The following is a 19,751-nucleotide window of genomic DNA, read 5'->3' on the forward strand; positions in this document are numbered from 1 at the left end:
CCGGCGCGCGCATGGTCCGGGACAGACACGAGACACATTCCAGGAGCATCGAGACGCCATGCCCAACGCCCGCCCGTCCGCAGCGCCCTCCCCCTCGCGATCTGCCGCGACCTCCGGGGCCGCCCCCGAGAAGCCCGCCGGCGATCTGGTCCACGTCGACCCGACGATGCCCGGCCTGCACCGCTTCCGGCACGGCGAGCGCTTCCGCTACAAGGACGCGGCCGGACACTGGCTGCGCGACGCCGACGAGATCGCGCGCATCGATGCCCTGGCGATCCCGCCGGCCTACACCGACGTCTGGATCTGCCCGCTGGCCAACGGCCACCTGCAGGCCACCGGCATCGACGCGCGCGGGCGCCGGCAGTACCGCTACCACGCGCAGTGGCGGCTGCAGAAGGACGAGACCAAGTTCGAGCGCCTGGAGGCCTTCGGCCGCGCCCTGCCGCGCATCCGGGCCCGCGTCGCGCGCGACCTCGCCGGCGGCGGGGACGCGGCGCTCGACCGCCAGCGCGTGCTGGCGACCCTGGTGCGCCTGCTCGACACCACCTTCCTGCGCGTGGGCAACGAGGAATACGCGGCGAGCAACGGCTCCTACGGCCTCACCACGCTGCGCAACCGCCATGCCGACGTGAAGGGCACGACCCTGAAGCTGCACTTCAAGGGCAAGAGCGGCGTGATGCACACCGCCGAGGTCGACGATCCGCGCGTGGCGCGCATCGTGCGGCGCTGCCGGCAGCTGCCGGGACAGGACCTGTTCCAGTACCAGGACGAGGACGGCCGGCCGCGCGGGCTGTCCTCGGGCGACGTCAACGACTACCTGCGCGAGGCCTCGGGCGACCGGCTCACGGCCAAGGATTTCCGCACCTGGCACGGCACGGTGCAGGCACTGGAACTCACGCGGCTAGCCTGCGAGTCCTGCGGCGACGGCGACACGGTCTGTGCGACCGGCGTGGACGCGGCGACCGCCGGGCGGTCGCTGCCGGCCGCGCGCTTCGATGCCAAGGCCATCGTCGTCGCCGTGGCCCGGCAGCTGGGCAACACGCCGGCCGTGTGCCGCAAGGCCTACGTGCACCCGGCGGTGCTGGCGCTGGGCACCCGGCTGGCGGCCGACGCCGGCACCATGAACGACATCTGGCGGACGGTCGCCGGCAAGGCGCGCGCCGTGCGTCGCCTGCACGCCGCCGAGACGCGTCTGCTGGCGTTCCTGAAGGGCCATCGGCCCGCCCTCGCGCGGGAGGCGAAGCAGGCGGCGGGGACCGGCGCGCGGCGATCCGTTCGCCAGGATGTCGACGAGGCCGCGGGACACGCGGTCGGGAAAGCCGTCGCGGCCATGCCGAAGCGACCGGAGCGGCCGAAAGCGTCGGGAAGAAAGGCGGCAGCGGCCGGGTGTCAGCCCGCCGCCAGCGGCAGGCGCACCGCGTCGCGCTCGATGGTCAGCGCGTAGCCCAGGTCGTCGGCCAGCGATTGCAGCGCGATGGCGTCGATGGCCAACGCGCGCGGGGCGCGGTGCGCGCCGGTGTCCGAGGGCGCGGCGTCGGTGGCGCCCGAGGTCGCCCGCACCCAGAGGCCGTCCGTGCCGTCGGCCGAGATGCCGATGCCCACGACATCGGCGACGTTGTCGTGCAGGTAGCCCAACGCGCCCAGCAGCAGGTAGCGCAACGAGGCGCCGGACGGCCAGACGGTTTCCGCCGCCGCGTCGGGCGCGGCGACCGGCGCGGCCTCGAACGCCTCGTCGGAGGTCAGCCGCACGCCCTGGAAGTCGAAGGCGGCGCGCATCAGGTTCAGGCACTGGGCCACCAGCGCGCCGCGGGTGATGCCGTCGTCCTCCACCGCCAGTTCCCAGTCGCGCAGCGAACGCACGGCGCCGACGAGTTCGGCGATCTGGTGGTCGATCAGGGCGACGCGCTCCTCGCACACCGCCGGATCGATAGTCGCCGCGCCCAGCTGGCGACGCAGCATCAGGAGGCCCATGCGCATCACCGACACCGGCGCGGCCATGTCGTGGCGCAGGGCCGGCAGCGCGCGCGTGAGGAGCTCGTGCCGCACGCCGGCGGCGATCCAGCTGCGCGCGCCCGGTGAAGCCTTCATGAAGAGGACGCGGACTTCGCGGCCGCCTGCTCGAGGATGCGGTCGAGCGCGTCGAAATCGATCGGCTTCTGCAGGTGGTGGTCGAACAGCTTCGGGTCGCTGCCCAGCGTGTCGTGCGAGGACAGGCCGGTCACGGCCACCAGCAGTGCCGGCGGCCGGCTGGACGCGCGCAGACGACGCGCGACCTCGGTGCCGGGCAGGTCGGGCAGCGTGATGTCGATCAGCGCGACGTCGAATGTCTCCTCGGCACCGGCCGCGAGGGCCTCCTGCGCCGAGTACGTGCAGCGCGCCGTGTGGTCCTGCAGCGAGAGGAGTTCCTGCAGCAGGTCGGCCGCAGCCTGGTTGTCGTCAACGATCAACACGTTCAAAGTGGATACCCCAAATGCCAGACGGTGGCTGAAAAAACAGTGGTCGAGAGTATCGATCCGAAGCGAAAACGCGCACGTAGGAACGGGCCTACTGTCGCGCGGTGCGCGCGTTGACCGGCAGGGCCTGCGGGAAGCTGGTGCGGAACGGGTTGATGTCGAGTCCGCCGCGCCGCGTGTAGCGCGCGTACACGGCCAGCTTGTGCGGCCGGCAGCGTTCCATGATGTCCCGGAACATGCGCTCCACGCAGGGCTCGTGGAATTCGTTGTGGTTGCGGAAGCTCACGACGTACGCTAGCAGACCGGCCTGGTCGATGGGCGCGCCGCTGTAGTGGACCTGCACGCTGCCCCAGTCCGGCTGACCGGTGACCAGGCAGTTGCTCTTGAGCAGGCGGCTCGTGAGCGTCTCCTCGACGGCGGTCTGCGTGACGTCGCACGACAGCAGCTCGGGAGCCGGCTGGTAATGAGTGCATTCGATGTCGAGCCGGTCGAGGTCCACCCCTTCGAGTTCCTGCACCTTCTCGCGCGCGAAAGCGTCGGGCGCGACCAGCCGCACGCCGATGCCGCCGCTGCGCCCGCTGCCGCGCCAGGCCGCCTCGGCCAGGTCGGCCCGCAGACGCTCGCGCACCGCCTCGGCATCGGCGAAGACGCTGTTGTTGAAGCTGTTGAGGTAGAGCTTGAAGGACTTGCTCTCGATGATGTGGGGCGTCTCGCAGGGCACGGTGACGTGCGCGATCGCCACCTGCGGCCGGCCGCGCGCGTTGAGCCAGCTCAGCTCGAAGGCGGTCCAGAGGTCGGCGCCGAAGAACGGCAGGGCGTCGCCGCGCAGGCCCATGGCCTCGCGCTGGGTGGCGCGCGCGATCGGGAACAGCAGGGTGGGGTCGTAGCGGTCGGCGTAGGCCGAAGCGCGGCCGAGCTGCGACCGTTCGGGGGTGTTGTCGGGGATCGGGGTCGTCGTCATGCGGATGTTCCTTGGGATTCGAGGTCGCGCAGGAAGGGCGCGATGTGGACGAGCAGCATCTCGACCAGCTGGGGCGTGAGGTCGTGGCCCATGCCCGGTACCAGCGCGAAGCGCGCCCCCGGGATGCGCCGCGCGGTGTCGAGCCCGCAGGCGACCGGCACCAGCGGGTCGGCGTCGCCGTGCAGCACCAGGGTCGGGCTCGCGATGCGCGAGAGCAGGGCGGCCCGGTCGCGGTCGGCGGCCACGGCGACGATCTGGCGCAGCAGACCGCGCGGGCGGTAGGCCCGGCGCAGCGCCAGCACCAGGCGCTCGCGCAGGACGGCCTCGTCGGGCGGGAACACCGGACCGGCGATGAGCTTCACCAGCCGCACGCTGTGCGCGACCAGCGCGGCCTCGTCGGTGCCGGCGGGCCGGCGCATCAGCAGGCGCTGCACGTCCGGGCGCGGCCCCGGCAGGCCGCGCGCGCCGCTGGAGCTCATCACGCTCAGCAGGCTCGCGACGCGTTCGGGCGCCGTCGCGGCCACGCGCTGGGCGATCATCCCGCCCATCGAGGCGCCCATCACGTGCGCGCAGCGGATGCCCAGCGCGTCGAGCACGCCCAGCGAATCGCCGGCCATGTCCTGCAGCGTGTAGGCCGAGCGGACCTGCAGGCCCAGCCGGTAGCGCAGGCCCTGCCACAGCAGGTTGCCGGTGCCGAGTTCGTCGAAGGCCTGGCTCAGGCCGGCGTCGCGGTTGTCGTGGCGCACCACGCGGTAGCCGGCGTCGACCAGCCAGCGCACCAGGTTGTCGGGCCAGGCGACGAGTTGCATGCCCAGGCCCATGATCAGCAGCATCACCGGGCGGCCCGCGCCGCCGGTGTCCTCGACCTCGATGTCGATGCCGTTGGCGCGCACCTTCATGCGAACTCCCGCTCGCGCAGCCACTTGGTCGCGACCCATTTCTCGCCCGCGAGCACCGGCGCGCCGCCGTGCAGGGTGTGGGTGGCGGGGTCGGGACGGTCGTAGCTGAAGAACACCCCCGTCCCGCGCCGGGGCGCGATCTCCAGGCCGATGTCGGGGAAGGTGGTGGCGCCGCCCCGTTCCGGCTCCTGCAGGTACATCACCAGCGTGGCGACGCGCTGGCCGCCGCGGCGCAGGATGGTCGGCGTGCCAGGCTCGCCGGGGTCGAAGTAGTCGTAGTGCGGCCGGTACTGCGCCCCGGGCGCGTAGCGCAGCACCTGCAGGCCCTCCCCGTACGCGACCGGCCAGCGCAGCAGCGTGGCGATGCGCCGCTCGACGCGCGCGACGACCTCGTTCTCGCCGCGCTCGAAGAACATGCCCTCGCTGGTGCGGTCGACGTTGAGCGCTTCGCCGCCGGTCTTCGTCTCGACGGTGAGCGAGCGCGCCAGACGCTGCGCGGCGGCGGCCACCAGGGCGGCGCACTCGTCGTCGGAGAGCAGGTCGCCGAAGACGATCACGCGCGGATGGCGCACGGTCTGCAGCACCTGGACGCGGCGGTCGCCGGCGTCGAGATGGAGCGGCGCCGCGGTGAGGTCGGGACCGGGCATCGCGCCGCGCGGCGCCTGCGCGGCGTCGGCGCCGGCCGGGCGGATCGGCGCCAGCCCGAGCCCGGCCAGCATGGCGTCGGCCGAGGCGTCGTCCCAGCCGGCCTCGCGCATCGAGCGGCGCAGCGCCGCCGCGTCGTGGCCGGCGGCGCGCTGCGCTTCGGCCCAGGCGCGCAGTTCGGGCGTGAGGGCGACCGTCATGCGGCGCTCCGGCGGCGGAACACCAGCCGCTCGGGGGCCGAGGCCGCGCCGTCGAAGCGGTAGCCGTCGAGGTCGAAGGCCTCCAGCCGCCGCGGCGTGACGGCCTCGTGCAACACGGCCCAGCGCGCCATCAGGCCGCGGGCGCGCTTGGCGTGGAAGCTCACGACCCTGTGCTGCCCGCCGCCGCGCGCGTCGGCCTTCCAGTCCTCGAACACGCACTCCACCACCCGCGCCTTGAGCACGCGCCGATCGACCGCCTTGAAGTACTCCTGCGAGGCCAGGTTCACGACCACCGGCGTGGCGTCGGCCGCGAGGCGGGCGTTGAGGTGCTCGGCGATGCGCGGACCCCAGAAGGCGTAGAGGTCCTTGCCGCGCGGGTTGGCGAGTTTCGTGCCCATCTCCAGGCGATAGGGCTGCAGGCGGTCGAGCGGCCGCAGCACGCCGTAGAGACCGCTCAGGATGGTCACGTGCGCCTGCGCCCAGGCGAGCTGCGCGGCGTCGAGGCTGCGGGCGTCGAGGCCGGCGTAGACGTCGCCGTCGAAGGCCAGCGCGGCCGGTCGCGCGTTGGCGTCCGTGCCGCGCGGCGACCAGGCGGCGTAGCGCGCGAAGTTGAGCGCGGCGAGCTTGTCCGACAGGCTCATCAGCGTGGCGATCTGCTGCGGCGACTGCGCGCGCAGCAGCGCGGCGAGTTCGGCGGCGGGACCGCGCGGGCCCTCGAACGCCGGCGGGGTGGCGGCGGGCACGTGGGCGGGAAGCGGGGTTTCGTAGTCGAGCGACTTGGCTGGCGAGAGCAGGAACAGCATGGTCGGAATTATGGGTGCGCCCCGTGGCACGCACGGCCGCGGCCGGGGGATGGCACCCGGGAGGCCCCGGCTAAAATCGCGCCTTCCCCGTCACCCCCATCCCGTCGACGACGGTGCCCGCAGGCACCGTTCGCCGTCCGCCACGCCATGAGCGACACCCTCCACACCTCCCCCGCCCAGCCCGGCCTCGACAGCCTCGCCAAATCCTTCGAGCCCACCGCCATCGAGGCGCACTGGGGTCCGGAATGGGAGCGCCGCGGCTATGCCGCCGCCGGCTTCCGCGGCACCGGCGCGCCCCGGGACGACGCCGGCGCCTTCGCCATCCAGCTGCCGCCGCCCAACGTCACGGGCACGCTGCACATGGGCCACGCGTTCAACCAGACCATCATGGACAGCCTGGCGCGCTATCACCGCATGAAGGGCGACAACACGCTGTGGGTGCCGGGCACCGACCACGCCGGCATCGCCACCCAGATCGTGGTGGAGCGCCAGCTGCAGGCACAGGGGATCAGCCGCCACGACATGGGGCCGACGCCGGCGGAGGCGCGCAGGAACTTCGTCGCCAAGGTGTGGGAGTGGAAGGAGCAGTCCGGCAGCACCATCACGCGCCAGATGCGCCGCATGGGCGACACGGTCGACTGGAGCCGCGAGTACTTCACCATGGACGAGGACCTGTCGCAGGTCGTGACGCAGACCTTCGTCGCGCTCTACGACGAAGGCCTCATCTACCGCGGCAAGCGCCTGGGCAACTGGGACCCGGTGCTCAAGACCTCGGTGAGCGACCTGGAGGTCGAGAGCGAAGAGGAGGACGGCTTCCTCTGGCACATCGCCTACCCGCTCGCGGACGGCAGCGGCACGCTGACCGTGGCCACCACCCGGCCCGAGACCCTGCTGGGCGACACCGCCGTGATGGTCCACCCCGAGGACGAGCGCTACGCGCACCTCGTCGGCAAAAACGTGAAGCTGCCGCTGGTGGACCGCCTCATCCCGGTCATCGCCGACGACTACGTCGACAAGGCCTTCGGCACCGGCGTCGTGAAGGTCACGCCGGCGCACGACTACAACGACTACGCCGTCGGCCAGCGCCACAGGCTGCCGATGATCGGCGTGCTCGCGCTGGATGCGACCGTCAACGCCAACGCGCCCGAGAAGTACCGCGGTCTCGACCGCTTCGTCGCCCGCAAGGCCGTCGTCGCCGACCTCGAGGCGCAGGGCCTGCTGGTCGAGGTCAAGAAGCACCGGCTGATGGTGCCGCGCTGCGCGCGCTCGGGCGCCGTGGTCGAGCCGATGCTCACCGACCAGTGGTACGTCGCCATGAAGAAGCCCGGCGCCGACGGCCAGTCGATCGCGCAGAAGGCGATCGACGTGGTGAAGTCCGGCGAGGTGCGCTTCGTGCCGGAGAGCTGGGTCAACACCTACGACCACTGGATGGAGAACATCCAGGACTGGACCATCTCGCGCCAGCTCTGGTGGGGCCACCAGATCCCGGCGTGGTACGACGAGGACGGGCGGGTCTACGTCGCGGTCGACGAGGCCGCGGCGCAGGCCCAGGCGCCGGGCAAGGTCCTGCGCCGCGACGAGGACGTGCTCGACACCTGGTACTCGTCGGCGCTGGTGCCCTTCTCGTCGCTCGGCTGGCCGGAGAAGACCGACGACCTCGCGCGCTACCTGCCCTCCTCCGTGCTGGTCACGGGCTACGACATCATCTTCTTCTGGGTCGCCCGGATGATCATGATGACCAAGCACTTCACCGGCAAGGTGCCCTTCCGCGACGTCTACATCCACGGCCTGGTGCGCGACGCGCAGGGCAAGAAGATGAGCAAGTCCGAAGGCAACGTGCTCGACCCGGTCGACCTGATCGACGGCATCGCGTTGCCCGAGCTGCTCGACAAGCGCACCCAGGGCCTGCGCAAGCCGGAGACCGCGCCCGTGGTGCGCAAGAACACGCAGAAGGAGTTCCCCGAGGGCATCCCGGCCTTCGGCGCCGACGCCCTGCGCTTCACCTTCGCCTCGCTCGCCTCGCTGGGCCGCAGCATCAACTTCGACAGCAAGCGCTGCGAGGGCTACCGCAACTTCTGCAACAAGCTCTGGAACGCGACGCGCTTCGTGCTGATGAACTGCGAGGGCCAGGACTGCGGCCTGATGGAGCACACCCAGGCCGATTGCGCGCCCGGCGGCGCGGCGCACGGCCACCTGCGCTTCAGCCAGGCCGACCGCTGGATCGTCTCGCGCCTGCAGCGCGTCGAGGCCGACGTCGCCAAGGGCTTCGAGGACTACCGGCTCGACAACGTCGCCACGGCGGTCTACCAGTTTGCCTGGGACGAGTTCTGCGACTGGTACCTGGAGATCGCCAAGGTGCAGATCCAGACCGGCGACGCGGCGCAGCAGCGCGCCACCCGGCGCACGCTGATCCGCACGCTGGAGACCCTGCTGCGGCTGGCCCATCCGGTGATCCCGTTCATCACCGAGGCGTTGTGGCAGAAGGTGGCGCCGGTGGCCGGCCGCGCGGGTGAATCGATCATGATCGCCGCCTACCCGCAGAGCCAGCCCGAGCGCATCGACGAGGCCGCCGAGGCGCACGTCGCACGCCTGAAGTCGCTGGTCGACGCCTGCCGCACCCTGCGCGGCGAGATGAACGTCTCGCCCGCCACGCGCCTGCCGCTGTTCGCAGTGGCCGACGGCGCCGACGACGCCGCGTTCCTGCGCGCCGCCGCGCCCGTCCTGCAGGCGCTCGCCAAGCTCAAGGAAGTGCGCGTGTTCGACGACGAGGCCGCCTGGGCGGACGCGGCCGGTGCCGCGCCGGTCGCGCTGGTCGGCGCGGTACGCCTGTGCCTGCACATGGAGGTCGACAAGGCGGCCGAGAAGCTGCGCATCGGCAAGGAACTGGCCCGCGTCGAGGGCGAGATCGCCAAGGTCAACGGCAAGCTCGGCAACGAGGCCTTCGTCGCCAAGGCACCGGCGGCCGTCATCGAGCAGGAGCGCAAGCGACTGGCCGATTTCGGTGCCGCCGTCGTGCGCTTGAAGGATCAGCTCTCCCGCTTGGGCTAAACGGACTTTCTGCACGTTAACTGACAGACGAATGTATTAATCGCCCGTTAACATCAAAAACATTCGTAGTTTCCCCTTACAGACCTCAATGTCCAATTCCACGCGCATCCGCAAGGCCGTCTTTCCCGTGGCCGGCTTCGGCACCCGTTTCCTGCCGGCCACCAAAGCCCAGCCCAAGGAGATGCTGCCGGTCGTCGACAAGCCGCTGATCCAGTACGCCGTCGAGGAGGCGTATGCCGCCGGCATCCGCGACATGATCTTCGTCACCGGGCGCAACAAGCGCGCCATCGAGGACCACTACGACACCGCCTACGAACTGGAGAGCCAGCTCGAATCCAGCGGCAAGACCGCGCTGCTCAACATCGCCCGTTCGGTGATGCCCGACGACATGACGGTCTCCTACGTGCGCCAGCCGCGCATGCTGGGCCTGGGCCACGCCGTGCTGTGCGCCGAGCACCTGGTGGGCAACGAGCCCTTCGCCGTGCTGCTGGCCGACGACCTGATGGTCGGTCCCACCGACGGCCAACCGGTCCTGGCACAGATGACCGCCGCCTTCGCGCAGCTCGGCCGCTCGCTGCTGGCGGTGCAGGAAGTGCCGCTCGACCAAGTCAAGCGTTACGGCATCGTGGCCGGCGACCAGATCGAGGACGGCCTGGTCAAGGTCAACCGCATGGTCGAGAAGCCCTCGCCCGAATCGGCGCCCTCGCGCCTGGGCGTGGCCGGCCGCTACGTGCTCACGCCCGGCGTGTTCGCCGAGATCCGCAACCAGCCCAAGGGCGCCGGCGGCGAGATCCAGCTGACCGACGGCATCGCCGCGCTGATGAAGAAGGAAGCCGTCTACGCCTATGCCTACAAGGGCACGCGCTACGACTGCGGCAGCAAGGAAGGCTTCCTGCAGGCCACCGTCGAACTGGCCCTGGCCCATCCGGAAGTGGGCGACCAGTTCCGCGAGTACCTCAAGTCCCTGACGCTCTGAGTTCGTTCACGGCGTCGGGGCCTTGGGTGGCGACTTCGCCACCAGCGCTCCGACGAAGCGGGCGACCTCCTCGTCGCCGATCGGCGTGAGGGGCAGGCCGAAGCCCTCGCGCAGGCGCTCGACGAAGGACTGCGTCCACAGCGTGTTGTAGACCAGGCCCGAGTGGTGATCGGCCAGGACGGCGTGTTCGGGCGCATCGCCCGTGGTGTTGGTCACGCGCAGCGCGGGGCCGACGGACACCGTCTTGTAGGCCGGCCGGCCCTCGGCGTCGCGCGATCCCCAGGTCCTTCGCACCCAGGCGTCGTCGTCGAAGAAGACGGTGCGGGGCGTGGTCTCGGCCAGTTTCCGGATCGCCTCGTTGAAGCGTTTCAGGGCCATGTCGATGCGGCCGATCGCGGTGCGACTCCTCCATTGGCCGAAGGTCTCCGGATCGGCCGCCTCGTTGGCCACGCCGACGAGCACGATGCGCACCTCGGGCTGCACGGCACGCACCTGCCGGATGGCCTCGGCCATGTGATCGGTGCAGCGCGCGATGGTGTCGCGCGTCTCGGGCGCGTCGGCCGCGTCGGGCGTGCGGGACTGCGCGTCCATGAGACCGGCCCAGTCGTTCAGGCCGATGCGGATCACCACCACGCCGCGCCGCCAGCGTTCGGCGTCGTCGGCCATCAGCGCGGCCAGCCGTCGCGCCTGGCGTTGCGTGCCTTCGGTCAGGTGGCTGCAGACGGCGCCCGAGACGGCGAAGTTGTGGAGATGGTCCTGCTTGCGCGGCACGCGGCCCAGCGGCAGCCCCAGCACCGTGCCGGCCTGGGCCAGGATGCCGGAGCGCCCCCACTCGACCCACGGCCCCGGATCGATCTCGTCGCCACGCAGGCGCGCCAGCACCTCGGTCCATTGCAACGTCGTCGCGTGGAACTCGCCGCCACGCGCGCCCGAACCGGGAGGGAACGCGATCCCGTCCTGGTAGGCATGGCTGTTGGAGTCGCCCAGCACCGCGAAAGGGATGCCGGAGGTCGAAGCGGCCTCGTCGGCGGGCATGGCGGGCCTCGTCTCCGTCACGGACATCACGACGGCGGCGACCGCGATCCCGACCGCCAGCACCGCCACGGCGGCCGCGACCGATCGACGGCGCGTCGTGGCACGGCGCGACGGGTCGCGGAGGGGTCGCCCGCTCGGCATCGGCGTACGGCGGGCCTCAGCGGCGCCGCAGGACGTGGACGAACTCGTCGCCCTGCGTCTGCTGCTCGACCAGCTCGTTGCCGGTCTGGCGCGCGAAGGCCTCGAAGTCGCGCAGTGAGCCCGGGTCGGTCGAGATCACGCGCAGCAGCTGGCCGCTCGCCATGTCGTTCAGCGAGCGCTTGGCCTTGAGGATGGGCAGCGGACAGCGCAGGCCGCGCGTGTCGATCTCGCGGTCGACGGTGACGGGCGTCGGAATGGGTACGGAATTCATTTGGGTCGATCGCCTTCGCCGGGCTGCGCGTCGAGGCCGCGACGGCGCTCCTCGTTCTCCTCGGCGGTGAAATAGACCGGCTCGTGCCCGCGCGAGCGCAGCCAGTCGGCCAGCGCATGGCCCGTGCCCGCCGGCCAGCACTTCAGGTCGGCGAGGTCGTGGAGCCGCCAGTCCAACAGCTCCGGCGACAGGCGCACCTCGCCGTCGGCCACCACGTGGTAGGCGATGATCACCTGGTTCATGCGCTGGAAGTCGTAGACGCCCACCAGGTGGACTTCGCTCGCGTCGAGGTTGGTTTCCTCCTTGACCTCGCGCGCGATGCCCTCCTGCGGCGTCTCCCCGGCCTCCATGAAGCCGGTGATCAGCGCGAACATCTTCGGCGGCCAGGCCGCGTTGCGCGCCAGCAGCACCTGGCCGCGGTACTCGACGATGGCGGCGAGCACCGGCGTCGGGTTGTTCCAGTGGGTGTAGTCGCAGGCCGGGCAGCGCAGGCGGGCCTTGGGACCGCCGTCCTCGGGCTGCTCGATCCATTCGAGCGGGGTGGCGCAGGCCGGGCAGAACTTGGGGGCTTGCATGGCGCGGCGGCTCAGGCGGGGAACACGCCGGTCGACAGGTACCGGTCGCCCCGGTCGCAGACGATGAACACGATGGTGGCGTTCTCCACCGTGCGCGAGATCTGCAGCGCCGCCCACAGGGCGCCGGCCGCCGAGATGCCGCCGAAGACGCCCTCCTCGCGCGCCAGCCGGCGGCACATCTCCTCGGCGTCGTCCTGGCTCACGTTGATAAGCTGGTCGACGTGGCTCGGGTCGTAGATGCGCGGCATGTACTCCTGCGGCCACTTGCGGATGCCCGGGATGCGCGAGCCGTCCTCGGGCTGCGCGCCGATGATACGCACCGCCGGGTTCTTCTCCTTCAGGTAACGCGACACGCCGGTGATGGTGCCGGTGGTGCCCATCGCGCTCACGAAATGGGTCACGCGGCCCTGGGTGTCGTTCCAGATCTCCGGACCGGTGGTCTCGTAGTGGATGCGCGGGTTGTCCGGATTGGCGAACTGGTCGAGCACGCGGCCCTTGCCCTGGCGCACCATCTGGTCGGCCAGGTCGCGCGCGTACTCCATGCCGCCGCTCTTGGGCGTGAGCATCAGTTCGGCACCGAACGCCTTCATGGTCTGGGCGCGCTCGATCGACAGGTCCTCCGGCATGATCAGGATCATCCGGTAGCCCTTGATCGCCGCGGCCATCGCCAGCGCGATGCCGGTGTTGCCGGACGTGGCCTCAATGAGCGTGTCGCCCGGTCGGATCTCGCCGCGCTCCTCCGCCCGCCGGATCATCGACAGCGCCGGCCGGTCCTTCACCGAGCCGGCCGGGTTGTTGCCCTCCAGCTTGCCGAGGATCACGTTGCCGCGCCGGGCGCTCTCCTCGGCGTCGATGCGTTGCAGCGCCACCAGCGGCGTCTTGCCGATGGCGTCTTCGATCGTGGGGTAGCTCATCTCGTCGTCCGTTCGAAAAATCGGGGAGAAGTGGCCGCGCGTCGTGAATGCGATGCGCCGGCACGGGAAATTCAACTTCGCGCCGGAGCACTGTGCCATAATTTTCGGCTGCGCTTCGCTCGGCCGGATATCCGTATCGGGTTCGATCGAAGCGTGGTGAAACAGAAGGATTGCGTTCCAGCCCGAGTGGTGAAATTGGTAGACGCAGGGGACTCAGACCAAATTTGAGCCCTCCTGGAGAAATCCGGGAGGTGAAGCCCGTCAAACTCGGCGAAGGCCCTGGACGCGAGTCCGAGCTAATACCGAGCCAAGCCTCGGACCGAAAGGCCCGGGGAAGGTGTAGAGAGCAGACGGCGGGCACCTAAAGTCGAAAGACCAAGGTGAAGGCGTGCTCCAGACCACGAACCCGTCACCGGGGCGGCGAAAGCCGAAGTGGTAAGAAAATCCCCCGCCGCAAGGCGTGCCGGTTCGATTCCGGCCTCGGGCACCAAGACGAAAAAAGCCCCCAGGACATGTCGCCACGACGGCGACGGTTCCTGGGGGCTTTTTGCTGGGCGGGCCGATCGCATCGAACGATGCGACCGACCCGTTTCAGCCGACGTTCAACGCACCTTGCCGCGACGGAAGAAGTTGACGATCGCCAGCAGGATGACCGCGCCGATCAGCGAGGACAGCAGGCCCATGATGCTGAAGTCGTTCTGGTTGACGGTCGCCGAACCGAGCAGCGGCGCGACGAGCCAGCCGCCGAGCATCGAACCGACGATGCCCACCACGATGTTCAGGAAGATGCCCTGTTGCGCGTCGGTGTTCATGATCTTGCTCGCCACCCAACCGATGAGACCACCGACCACGAGCCAAATGATGAAGTTCATGCTGCTTACCCCTTGAGAAAATTGGAAGAACGTCAGCATGTGTCCCCACAGACGGAAGGCCTATAGGACAACGCCACCTGTCCATGAGGCCGGATCGGCCCAACGCGCCCCGTTCGACAGGCCCTTCCTCACGACCTGCTGACCGGGATGTTCGCGACGGAGAGTTGACGGAATATTGCGTAGCGCGTCTCCCGCAGGCCTTCGGACTCACAGGAGATCTCCGAGTCCTTGACGATCATGCGGAACCCCACGTCTTCCATCCGGTTCTTGAATTCCGAAAATATCGCCTTCGGAACCACCCTCTCGGAATTCGAATAGAGCACCGCGGCGGTTCCCCAGCCGATTCTTCTGCGGGCCTTCGCCATATCTTTGACCAGCGCACCCACATCGACCGGAGAGCCTGAAAGCAGATAGGGAAGAACGAAAACGATCAATTCCTCCGACGGCTTCGGATCGAAATCCATCTCGTCGAGCGATGCGTGGAAATCGATTTCGGTGCGGGGGTCCAGATGACTCAGCGCCTTCACCTCCCGGGCAATCGCAGCACCCAGCGCGCGCATCGCGTCTGTCTGCTCGATGCCGAAATAACGAAATTTCGCTTCGTCTCCGATCATCTTCGCGAGGGCCAAGCCGGCGGTGAAAGGGCCGCCTCCGACATCCACCACGGTGGTACCGGGTGCCATGCTCAGGAATGAAGAAAACTTGGCGAACGCGTTGACCAGATCGTCCACATAGCCTTTGCGGCGCATGCACGCGGCGAGCACCGCCCGATCGCGAGCCGAGAGGTCCTGCAATCGGTCCCCGATCTCGCCCTGATCGCGTTCATTCGAACCTTCTGGCAGGACGGCGAAGGCGGGGCTCGACGCAAGCAGCCGACACCGCATGTCTTCGAACCATGACTTTCCGGTTTTCACCTGGGTCTGCCTGTGCATCAGTCCACCACCACCGTCATGCGCACGTCGCCCGTGGCGCTCGGGGCGAGCACGCCGTCGAAGATCCAGCGCACCGAGCCCGAACCACCCGTGGCCTGCACGGTCGAGCACGCCACCTGCGCGGCGGGCGCCACGTTCTGCGGTGTCGCCTTCTTGCAGTTGCCCAGCGCCGCGGGCGTCGTGCCCGCCACCGCCGACTGGAACGTCGTGTACTGCGGCGTCGCGTCGTTGACGGCGAACGCGCTCATCGTCGCCAGGCTGTTGTTCGTGTAGGTGGCTTGGTATTCGATGACGTCGTTGGGCTTGGCGCTGTCCGCATCGACCAGACGCTCCGCGCCTTTGTCCCCGCTCACGACCTTCTTCTGCACCAGCTTCACTTCGACGACCGGCTTGGAAATCACGGCCTCGGAAGCACGGGCGGACCCCTTCTCGGGTGCGAACTGCGCGAAGGCGGACATGGCCACCGACAAGCAGATCGCCAAAACAATCGACTTCTTGTTCATTTCATGATCCTCTTGAGATTTGATGTGCGTGTTCTGAAAGATGGACAAAAGATTTCCCTGAATTCCGGTCGATGCGTTCGAATACCCGCCATCTCGAACGAAGGCGACGGTCTTTTTCGCTCTTCTTTTTTGTTTTTCAATGTCTAGATACCGCTCTCTCGCACGACGACCGGCGTGGTGAATCTTCTTGAATCGCTTCGAGAGAAACTGGACCGCGGATCCGGCATTTCTTCAGCAACGCGTCGAATTCCGGGCCGATCACGGTTGCTTGCACAGGGAGTCCTTCTCGCCACGAAGGCTCAGAGATAACGTGTCGAAGATGTCTTCCACGGGATGAAGAGAGGAAGCGGTCTTCGAATGACTTCACCAAGAATTCACAGAGGCCATCAAGCAGCTGTGTTTTCTGCATATCCACAAAATCTCTACGGACCGCGCCATGCGTTCCTTGGTCTCGGTGGCGATGAACCGATGATCACAAAACACGCCTTCATTCCGTCTCAAATTGAAACAATTATTCAAACTTGATTTTTTGTATTGTTGAATAATTTCTAATTACTTCTTCTTACGCTTCAGCAATCCTGCGTCGAACGCAATTGGATTCTTCTTAATTTCCAAATTAATATGTCAACTAATCTGAACGAATCTTTCTTTTGAAAGATCGGAACCCCCGAGCAAGACGAATACAGCGTTTTGAACTCAATGAAAGTTCGTCGTGGTTCCGTGCGATCGACGACACAACTCCTGACGAGTACTTGCGTATCGGTTGCATCAGTCATCGATGTGGCACGTCCGATGTGTCCTGAAGTCCGAGCGATGACGTCGACGGCAACGCGAGGCATCGCGTCGGCGACGGCATCGCTGGCCGGTGGAATTCGGGCGATTGAACCGACGATTCGATGAATGCGCTGCCAGTCGCATCGCCGCGGCTGGCGTGCCGGATCGGCGGTCGAAGATGGAGGGATGGAGGCGCAGACGGAGCGCTCGTCGGCCCGGTCTGGCTCGGCTGGCTTTAAGTTGCCGAGAGCGTCAAGGTGATGCTGAAGAACTCATCGAAGACGGGTTTTGAAGAGGCGGCAGGCTCTTGTGACGGCACCGGCCTCGCCTGCGTTTCCGTGACCCGCACGCCCATCGAACGTCAGAAAACGCAAAAAAGCCCCTGAGTCTCGAATGACTCAGGGGCTTGGATGGTTTTGAAACTTTACTGAACCGCTTGGATGGGGTTCTTGGGGTGGCTGATGGGACTCGAACCCACGACGACCAGAATCACAATCTGGGACTCTACCAGCTGAGCTACAGCCACCGTTAGAGCCTGCGATTGTAGCGCGAAAATCGCCCCGTCACCGATTTACATGGCGTCGGCGGGCTTGGGCACCAGGATTTCCGCCTTGAAGCGCTGCTTGAGGAGGTCGTAGTAGGCCGCGTTCTCGGCTGTCGAGATGGCCTGCGCGACCTGCTCGGTTTCCTGCTTGGCCGTTTCGGCGCTGGGTGTGGTGCGTGGCACCGACTTCACCGTCCGCAGCACGACGTAACCCTGCTGGCCGAGGTCGACGCCGGTGAGCGCCGGCAGCTTGGAAGCGTCGGTGCGCAGGGCGGCGTCGATCACCGCCGGCGACTGGGACTGGGTCTCCAGCCGCGAGACCGTGACCGCCGCACCGAACGGCGCGCCGGACGCGTCGGCCTTCCAGGCGGCGAGCTTGGCTTCGCCCTCGGCCTTGGCGAGGGCCGCCGCACGCTCGGCGACGAGTTGGCTGCGCACCTGCTCCTTCACTTCGGCCAGTGGCACGACGCGCGCGGGCGAATACTGGACGACGCGGCCGACGGCGAGCTGGCTGGATCCGATCTCGACGGCCTCGGTGTTGTGCTTGCGCTCCAGGGATTCGGGCGCGAAGAGCGCCGTCAGGAAATTGCGGTTGGCGAGGGCGCCGGTGGCACCGGCAGCCGGCACGCGCGCGACGTTCGCCGCCTTCTGCACGGTGAGCTTGAGGCGGTCCGCCGCGGGCTGCAGGCTGTCGGGCTGCTGGTAGACGGCATCGGACAGCGCCTCGGCCGCCTTGGCGAACTCCTGCGTTGCCTGCTGGCCGCGGATGTCGTTCTCGATGGTGGCGCGCACCTGCTCGAAGGGCTGCACCACGCTCGGCTTGATGTCGTCGAGTTGGATGACGTGGAAGCCGAACTCGCTCTCGACGACGTCGCTGATGTCGCCTTTCTTCAGGGCGAACATGGCGTCCTCGAACGGCTTGACCATGGCACCGCGCGCGACGAAGCCGAGGTCGCCGCCCTTCTCCGCCGAGCCCGGGTCCTGCGAGTTCTTGCGTGCGACGGCGGCGAAGGTCGCCGGCGCCTTGTGGACCTCGGCGAGGAGTTCGGTCGCGCGGGCGCGCGCCTTGTCGCGTTCGGCCGCCGGCGCGCCGGCCGGCGAGGTGATCAGGATGTGGCTGGCACGGCGTTCCTCGGGCGTTCCGAAGCGGGCCTTGTTCTGCTCGTAGTAGCTGCGCAGGTCGGCATCGCTGACCGCGATGTTCTTCTTGACCGCGTCCATGTCGAGCACGACGTACTCGACGCTGGCCTGTTCGGGCGCCTGGAACTGCGTGGCATGGGCCTTGTAGTAGGTCTCGAGGGCGGCATCGTCGACGCTGACCTTGGTGCGGAAGTCGGCCGGATCGAAGCGCACGGTCTGGATCTCGCGGCGATCGTAGAAGGCGTCGAGCGCCAGGCGCGCCTGCGCCGGCGTCGCGAACGCGGTGCCCGAGACGCCCAGCATGACCTGCTGCGTCGCCAGCTGCGCGCGCACGGAGGCTTCGTACTGCTCGGGCGTGCTGCCGGTGGCGAGCATGAAGCGCTGGCGGTCGAACTTGCCGTCGGCGGTGCGGAACGAGGCCAGGCCGGTGTCCTCGGCGAACAGGCGCGCGAGCCGCTCCTCGGACACCGCCATGTGCGCCTTCTCGGCGGCGGCGGCCAGCACGCGGTCGCGCACCATGCGCTCGAGCGTCGCGTAGCGCGAGGCGTCGGAGTCGAGCAGCGCCGGGTCGACATTGGTCATCTGCTGGCGGATGCGGTCGACCTCGTTGCGGTGCTGGGCGTCCCACTGGGGCCGCGTGATGTCGTGGCCGTCGACGCGGGCCACCTTCTCGCCCTTCTGGTCGCCGTCGTAGCGGTCGACGCCGAACAGCACGAACGACGGGATGATCAACAAGAACAAGAATCCCATGACGATCTTGTTGTACTTGCGGAAGAACTCAAACATGCTTGAACACTCTCTGTGACGGTGCCGGGAGCCAACAAAAAAGGCGAACGTCGCGTTCGCCTTCTTGGCCGGGGTGGTGGGTGCTGAGGGGCTCGAACCCCCGACCTACGCCGTGTAAAGGCGCCGCTCTACCAACTGAGCTAAGCACCCCCGAGAAACTGCGCCTCAGTTCAACGCGTCCTTCAGGGCCTTGCCGGGCCGGAACTTCGGAATCTTGGCGGCCTTGATCTTAATCGCCTCGCCGGTGCGTGGATTGCGGCCGGTGCGTGCGGCGCGTTTTCCGACTGCGAACGTTCCGAAACCGACCAGCGACACCGAGCCGCCTTTCTTGAGCGTGGTGCGAACGGCGCCGATGGTGGATTCCAGTGCGCGGGTGGCGGCGGCTTTCGAGATGTCGGCGTTCTTTGCGATGTGCTCAATCAGTTCGGTCTTGTTCACGAGGGCCTCGTTGGAAAAGGTGGACGATGGTCGTCGGCTGCAGGTTCGCGGTCGTGGTGGACGGGCGATCCGGCCTGAGGAAGGTGGTTTCGATGCGCGGGTGGCGCGCCACCGGCGACGACGATTACAACCAGGGGGCTGCGGGGTGTCAACACGGCTCCTGCCGCTCTATCCCTTGGCGAAGGGGGCGATTCTAGGGGCTTCGGCACCCTCGGCCCGCGCATCGGCGGCTGCCGCGGAAGTCAGCGGGTCCGGGCCCGGATCTCGGGAATGGCCTTCTGCAGGTAATAGATCATCGACCAGACCGTGAGCACGGCCGAGACCCAGATCAGCCACCGGCCCCAGAGGCCGGTGTCGATCGCGCCGAAGAGCGTGCCTTCGTAGAGCAGGAAGGGGATCGCCACCATCTGCACCACGGTCTTGACCTTGCCGAGCATGTGCACCGCCACGCTCTTGCCCGCGCCGATCTGGGCCATCCACTCGCGCAGCGCCGAGATCGCGATCTCGCGGCCGATGATGATGAGGGCGACGAAGACGTCGGTGCGCTGCAGATGCACCAGCACCAGCAGCGAGGCGCACACCAGGAACTTGTCCGCCACCGGATCGAGGAAGGCGCCGAAGGCCGACGTCTGGTTGAGCTTGCGCGCGAGGAAGCCGTCGAGCCAGTCGGTGGCGGCGAAGACGATGAACATGACCGTGGCGGTCAGGTTGCGCATCGGCTCGGGAAAGGGCAGATAGAAGACGCCGACGATCAGGGGGATCGCGACGATGCGCGTCCAGGTCATGATGGTCGGAAGGGTCCAGAACATGCGCTCGATTGTGCATGAGCCCGACGACCCGG

19 protein-coding genes and 2 tRNA genes are annotated in these 19,751 nt (G+C 68.2%); 3 read left to right on the forward strand and 18 right to left on the reverse strand.

The window, feature by feature from the left end; translation table 11 throughout:
- Positions 1-58 precede the first annotated feature (58 nt).
- A complete protein-coding gene (locus ABID77_RS07575) occupies positions 59-1,444 on the forward strand; it encodes a DNA topoisomerase IB (protein ID WP_429593076.1) in 1,386 nt (461 codons plus the stop codon).
- Here ABID77_RS07575 and ABID77_RS07580 read toward each other — a convergent pair.
- The 6 genes from ABID77_RS07580 to yaaA all read right to left on the reverse strand — a co-directional run bounded on the left by ABID77_RS07580 (position 1,390) and on the right by yaaA (position 5,961).
- Positions 1,390-2,088, reverse strand: coding sequence for a hypothetical protein (locus tag ABID77_RS07580; RefSeq protein ID WP_429593079.1), 699 nt, complete (start codon positions 2,086-2,088; stop codon positions 1,390-1,392). The two genes, ABID77_RS07575 and ABID77_RS07580, sit on opposite strands and share 55 nt — an antisense overlap.
- Entirely contained in the window at positions 2,085-2,450 is a 366-nt protein-coding gene (locus ABID77_RS07585) for a response regulator (protein WP_429593081.1), read from the reverse strand. The genes ABID77_RS07580 and ABID77_RS07585 overlap by 4 nt, the downstream gene beginning before the upstream one ends.
- A gap of 94 nt (positions 2,451-2,544) precedes the next feature.
- On the reverse strand, positions 2,545-3,414 hold the full coding sequence (queF, locus tag ABID77_RS07590; protein WP_429593083.1) for an NADPH-dependent 7-cyano-7-deazaguanine reductase QueF: 870 nt from the start codon (positions 3,412-3,414) through the stop codon (positions 2,545-2,547).
- Positions 3,411-4,313, reverse strand: a complete 903-nt coding sequence (locus ABID77_RS07595; protein WP_429593085.1) for an alpha/beta fold hydrolase — start codon at positions 4,311-4,313, stop codon at positions 3,411-3,413. Before ABID77_RS07595 ends, queF begins: the two co-directional genes overlap by 4 nt.
- Positions 4,310-5,158: a 2OG-Fe(II) oxygenase gene (locus ABID77_RS07600; protein ID WP_429593087.1), complete on the reverse strand. Its 849-nt coding sequence runs from the start codon at positions 5,156-5,158 to the stop codon at positions 4,310-4,312. The genes ABID77_RS07595 and ABID77_RS07600 overlap by 4 nt, the downstream gene beginning before the upstream one ends.
- Positions 5,155-5,961: a peroxide stress protein YaaA gene (gene yaaA / locus ABID77_RS07605; RefSeq protein WP_429593088.1), complete on the reverse strand. Its 807-nt coding sequence runs from the start codon at positions 5,959-5,961 to the stop codon at positions 5,155-5,157. The genes ABID77_RS07600 and yaaA overlap by 4 nt, the downstream gene beginning before the upstream one ends.
- A 147-nt stretch (positions 5,962-6,108) precedes the next feature.
- Here yaaA and ABID77_RS07610 point away from each other — a divergent pair, with 147 nt between their 5' ends.
- Positions 6,109-9,009: a valine--tRNA ligase gene (locus ABID77_RS07610; protein WP_429593091.1), complete on the forward strand. Its 2,901-nt coding sequence runs from the start codon at positions 6,109-6,111 to the stop codon at positions 9,007-9,009.
- Positions 9,010-9,097: 88 nt separating this feature from the next.
- Positions 9,098-9,985 (forward strand): UTP--glucose-1-phosphate uridylyltransferase GalU, encoded by an 888-nt coding sequence (gene galU, locus ABID77_RS07615; RefSeq protein ID WP_429593094.1) that lies wholly within the window; start codon positions 9,098-9,100, stop codon positions 9,983-9,985.
- A gap of 6 nt (positions 9,986-9,991) precedes the next feature.
- On the opposite strand, the gene ABID77_RS07620 is transcribed toward galU, so the two are convergent.
- The 12 genes from ABID77_RS07620 to pgsA form a co-directional block, all read right to left on the reverse strand.
- Positions 9,992-11,020: a GDSL-type esterase/lipase family protein gene (locus tag ABID77_RS07620; RefSeq protein ID WP_429593097.1), complete on the reverse strand. Its 1,029-nt coding sequence runs from the start codon at positions 11,018-11,020 to the stop codon at positions 9,992-9,994.
- Between the two features lie 157 nt (positions 11,021-11,177).
- Complete coding sequence (locus tag ABID77_RS07625; protein WP_429593100.1) at positions 11,178-11,432, reverse strand: sulfurtransferase TusA family protein; 255 nt, start codon at positions 11,430-11,432, stop codon at positions 11,178-11,180.
- Complete coding sequence (locus ABID77_RS07630) at positions 11,429-12,007, reverse strand: NUDIX domain-containing protein (RefSeq protein ID WP_429593103.1); 579 nt, start codon at positions 12,005-12,007, stop codon at positions 11,429-11,431. Before ABID77_RS07630 ends, ABID77_RS07625 begins: the two co-directional genes overlap by 4 nt.
- Before the next feature lie 11 nt (positions 12,008-12,018).
- The gene (gene cysM, locus ABID77_RS07635) at positions 12,019-12,921 is read right to left on the reverse strand and encodes a cysteine synthase CysM (protein WP_429593105.1); all 903 of its coding nucleotides are present in this window, start codon (positions 12,919-12,921) and stop codon (positions 12,019-12,021) included.
- 602 nt (positions 12,922-13,523) lie between these two features.
- Positions 13,524-13,793: a GlsB/YeaQ/YmgE family stress response membrane protein gene (locus tag ABID77_RS07640; RefSeq protein WP_429593359.1), complete on the reverse strand. Its 270-nt coding sequence runs from the start codon at positions 13,791-13,793 to the stop codon at positions 13,524-13,526.
- A gap of 128 nt (positions 13,794-13,921) precedes the next feature.
- Complete coding sequence (locus tag ABID77_RS07645) at positions 13,922-14,725, reverse strand: hypothetical protein (protein ID WP_429593108.1); 804 nt, start codon at positions 14,723-14,725, stop codon at positions 13,922-13,924.
- Positions 14,725-15,276, reverse strand: coding sequence for a hypothetical protein (locus tag ABID77_RS07650; RefSeq protein WP_429593111.1), 552 nt, complete (start codon positions 15,274-15,276; stop codon positions 14,725-14,727). The genes ABID77_RS07645 and ABID77_RS07650 overlap by 1 nt, the downstream gene beginning before the upstream one ends.
- A gap of 1,176 nt (positions 15,277-16,452) precedes the next feature.
- A tRNA-His gene (locus ABID77_RS07655) sits at positions 16,453-16,528 on the reverse strand.
- Between the two features lie 45 nt (positions 16,529-16,573).
- Positions 16,574-18,472 (reverse strand): SurA N-terminal domain-containing protein, encoded by a 1,899-nt coding sequence (locus ABID77_RS07660; RefSeq protein WP_429593114.1) that lies wholly within the window; start codon positions 18,470-18,472, stop codon positions 16,574-16,576.
- A gap of 74 nt (positions 18,473-18,546) precedes the next feature.
- A tRNA-Val gene (locus tag ABID77_RS07665) sits at positions 18,547-18,622 on the reverse strand.
- A 15-nt stretch (positions 18,623-18,637) separates the two neighbouring features.
- Positions 18,638-18,910, reverse strand: a complete 273-nt coding sequence (locus tag ABID77_RS07670; RefSeq protein WP_215247508.1) for an HU family DNA-binding protein — start codon at positions 18,908-18,910, stop codon at positions 18,638-18,640.
- Between the two features lie 242 nt (positions 18,911-19,152).
- Positions 19,153-19,719 (reverse strand): CDP-diacylglycerol--glycerol-3-phosphate 3-phosphatidyltransferase, encoded by a 567-nt coding sequence (gene pgsA / locus ABID77_RS07675; RefSeq protein WP_429593117.1) that lies wholly within the window; start codon positions 19,717-19,719, stop codon positions 19,153-19,155.
- Positions 19,720-19,751 lie beyond the last annotated feature (32 nt).

The organism is Variovorax sp. PvP013, from assembly GCF_050435945.1.
GTDB lineage: Bacteria > Pseudomonadota > Gammaproteobacteria > Burkholderiales > Burkholderiaceae_C > Variovorax.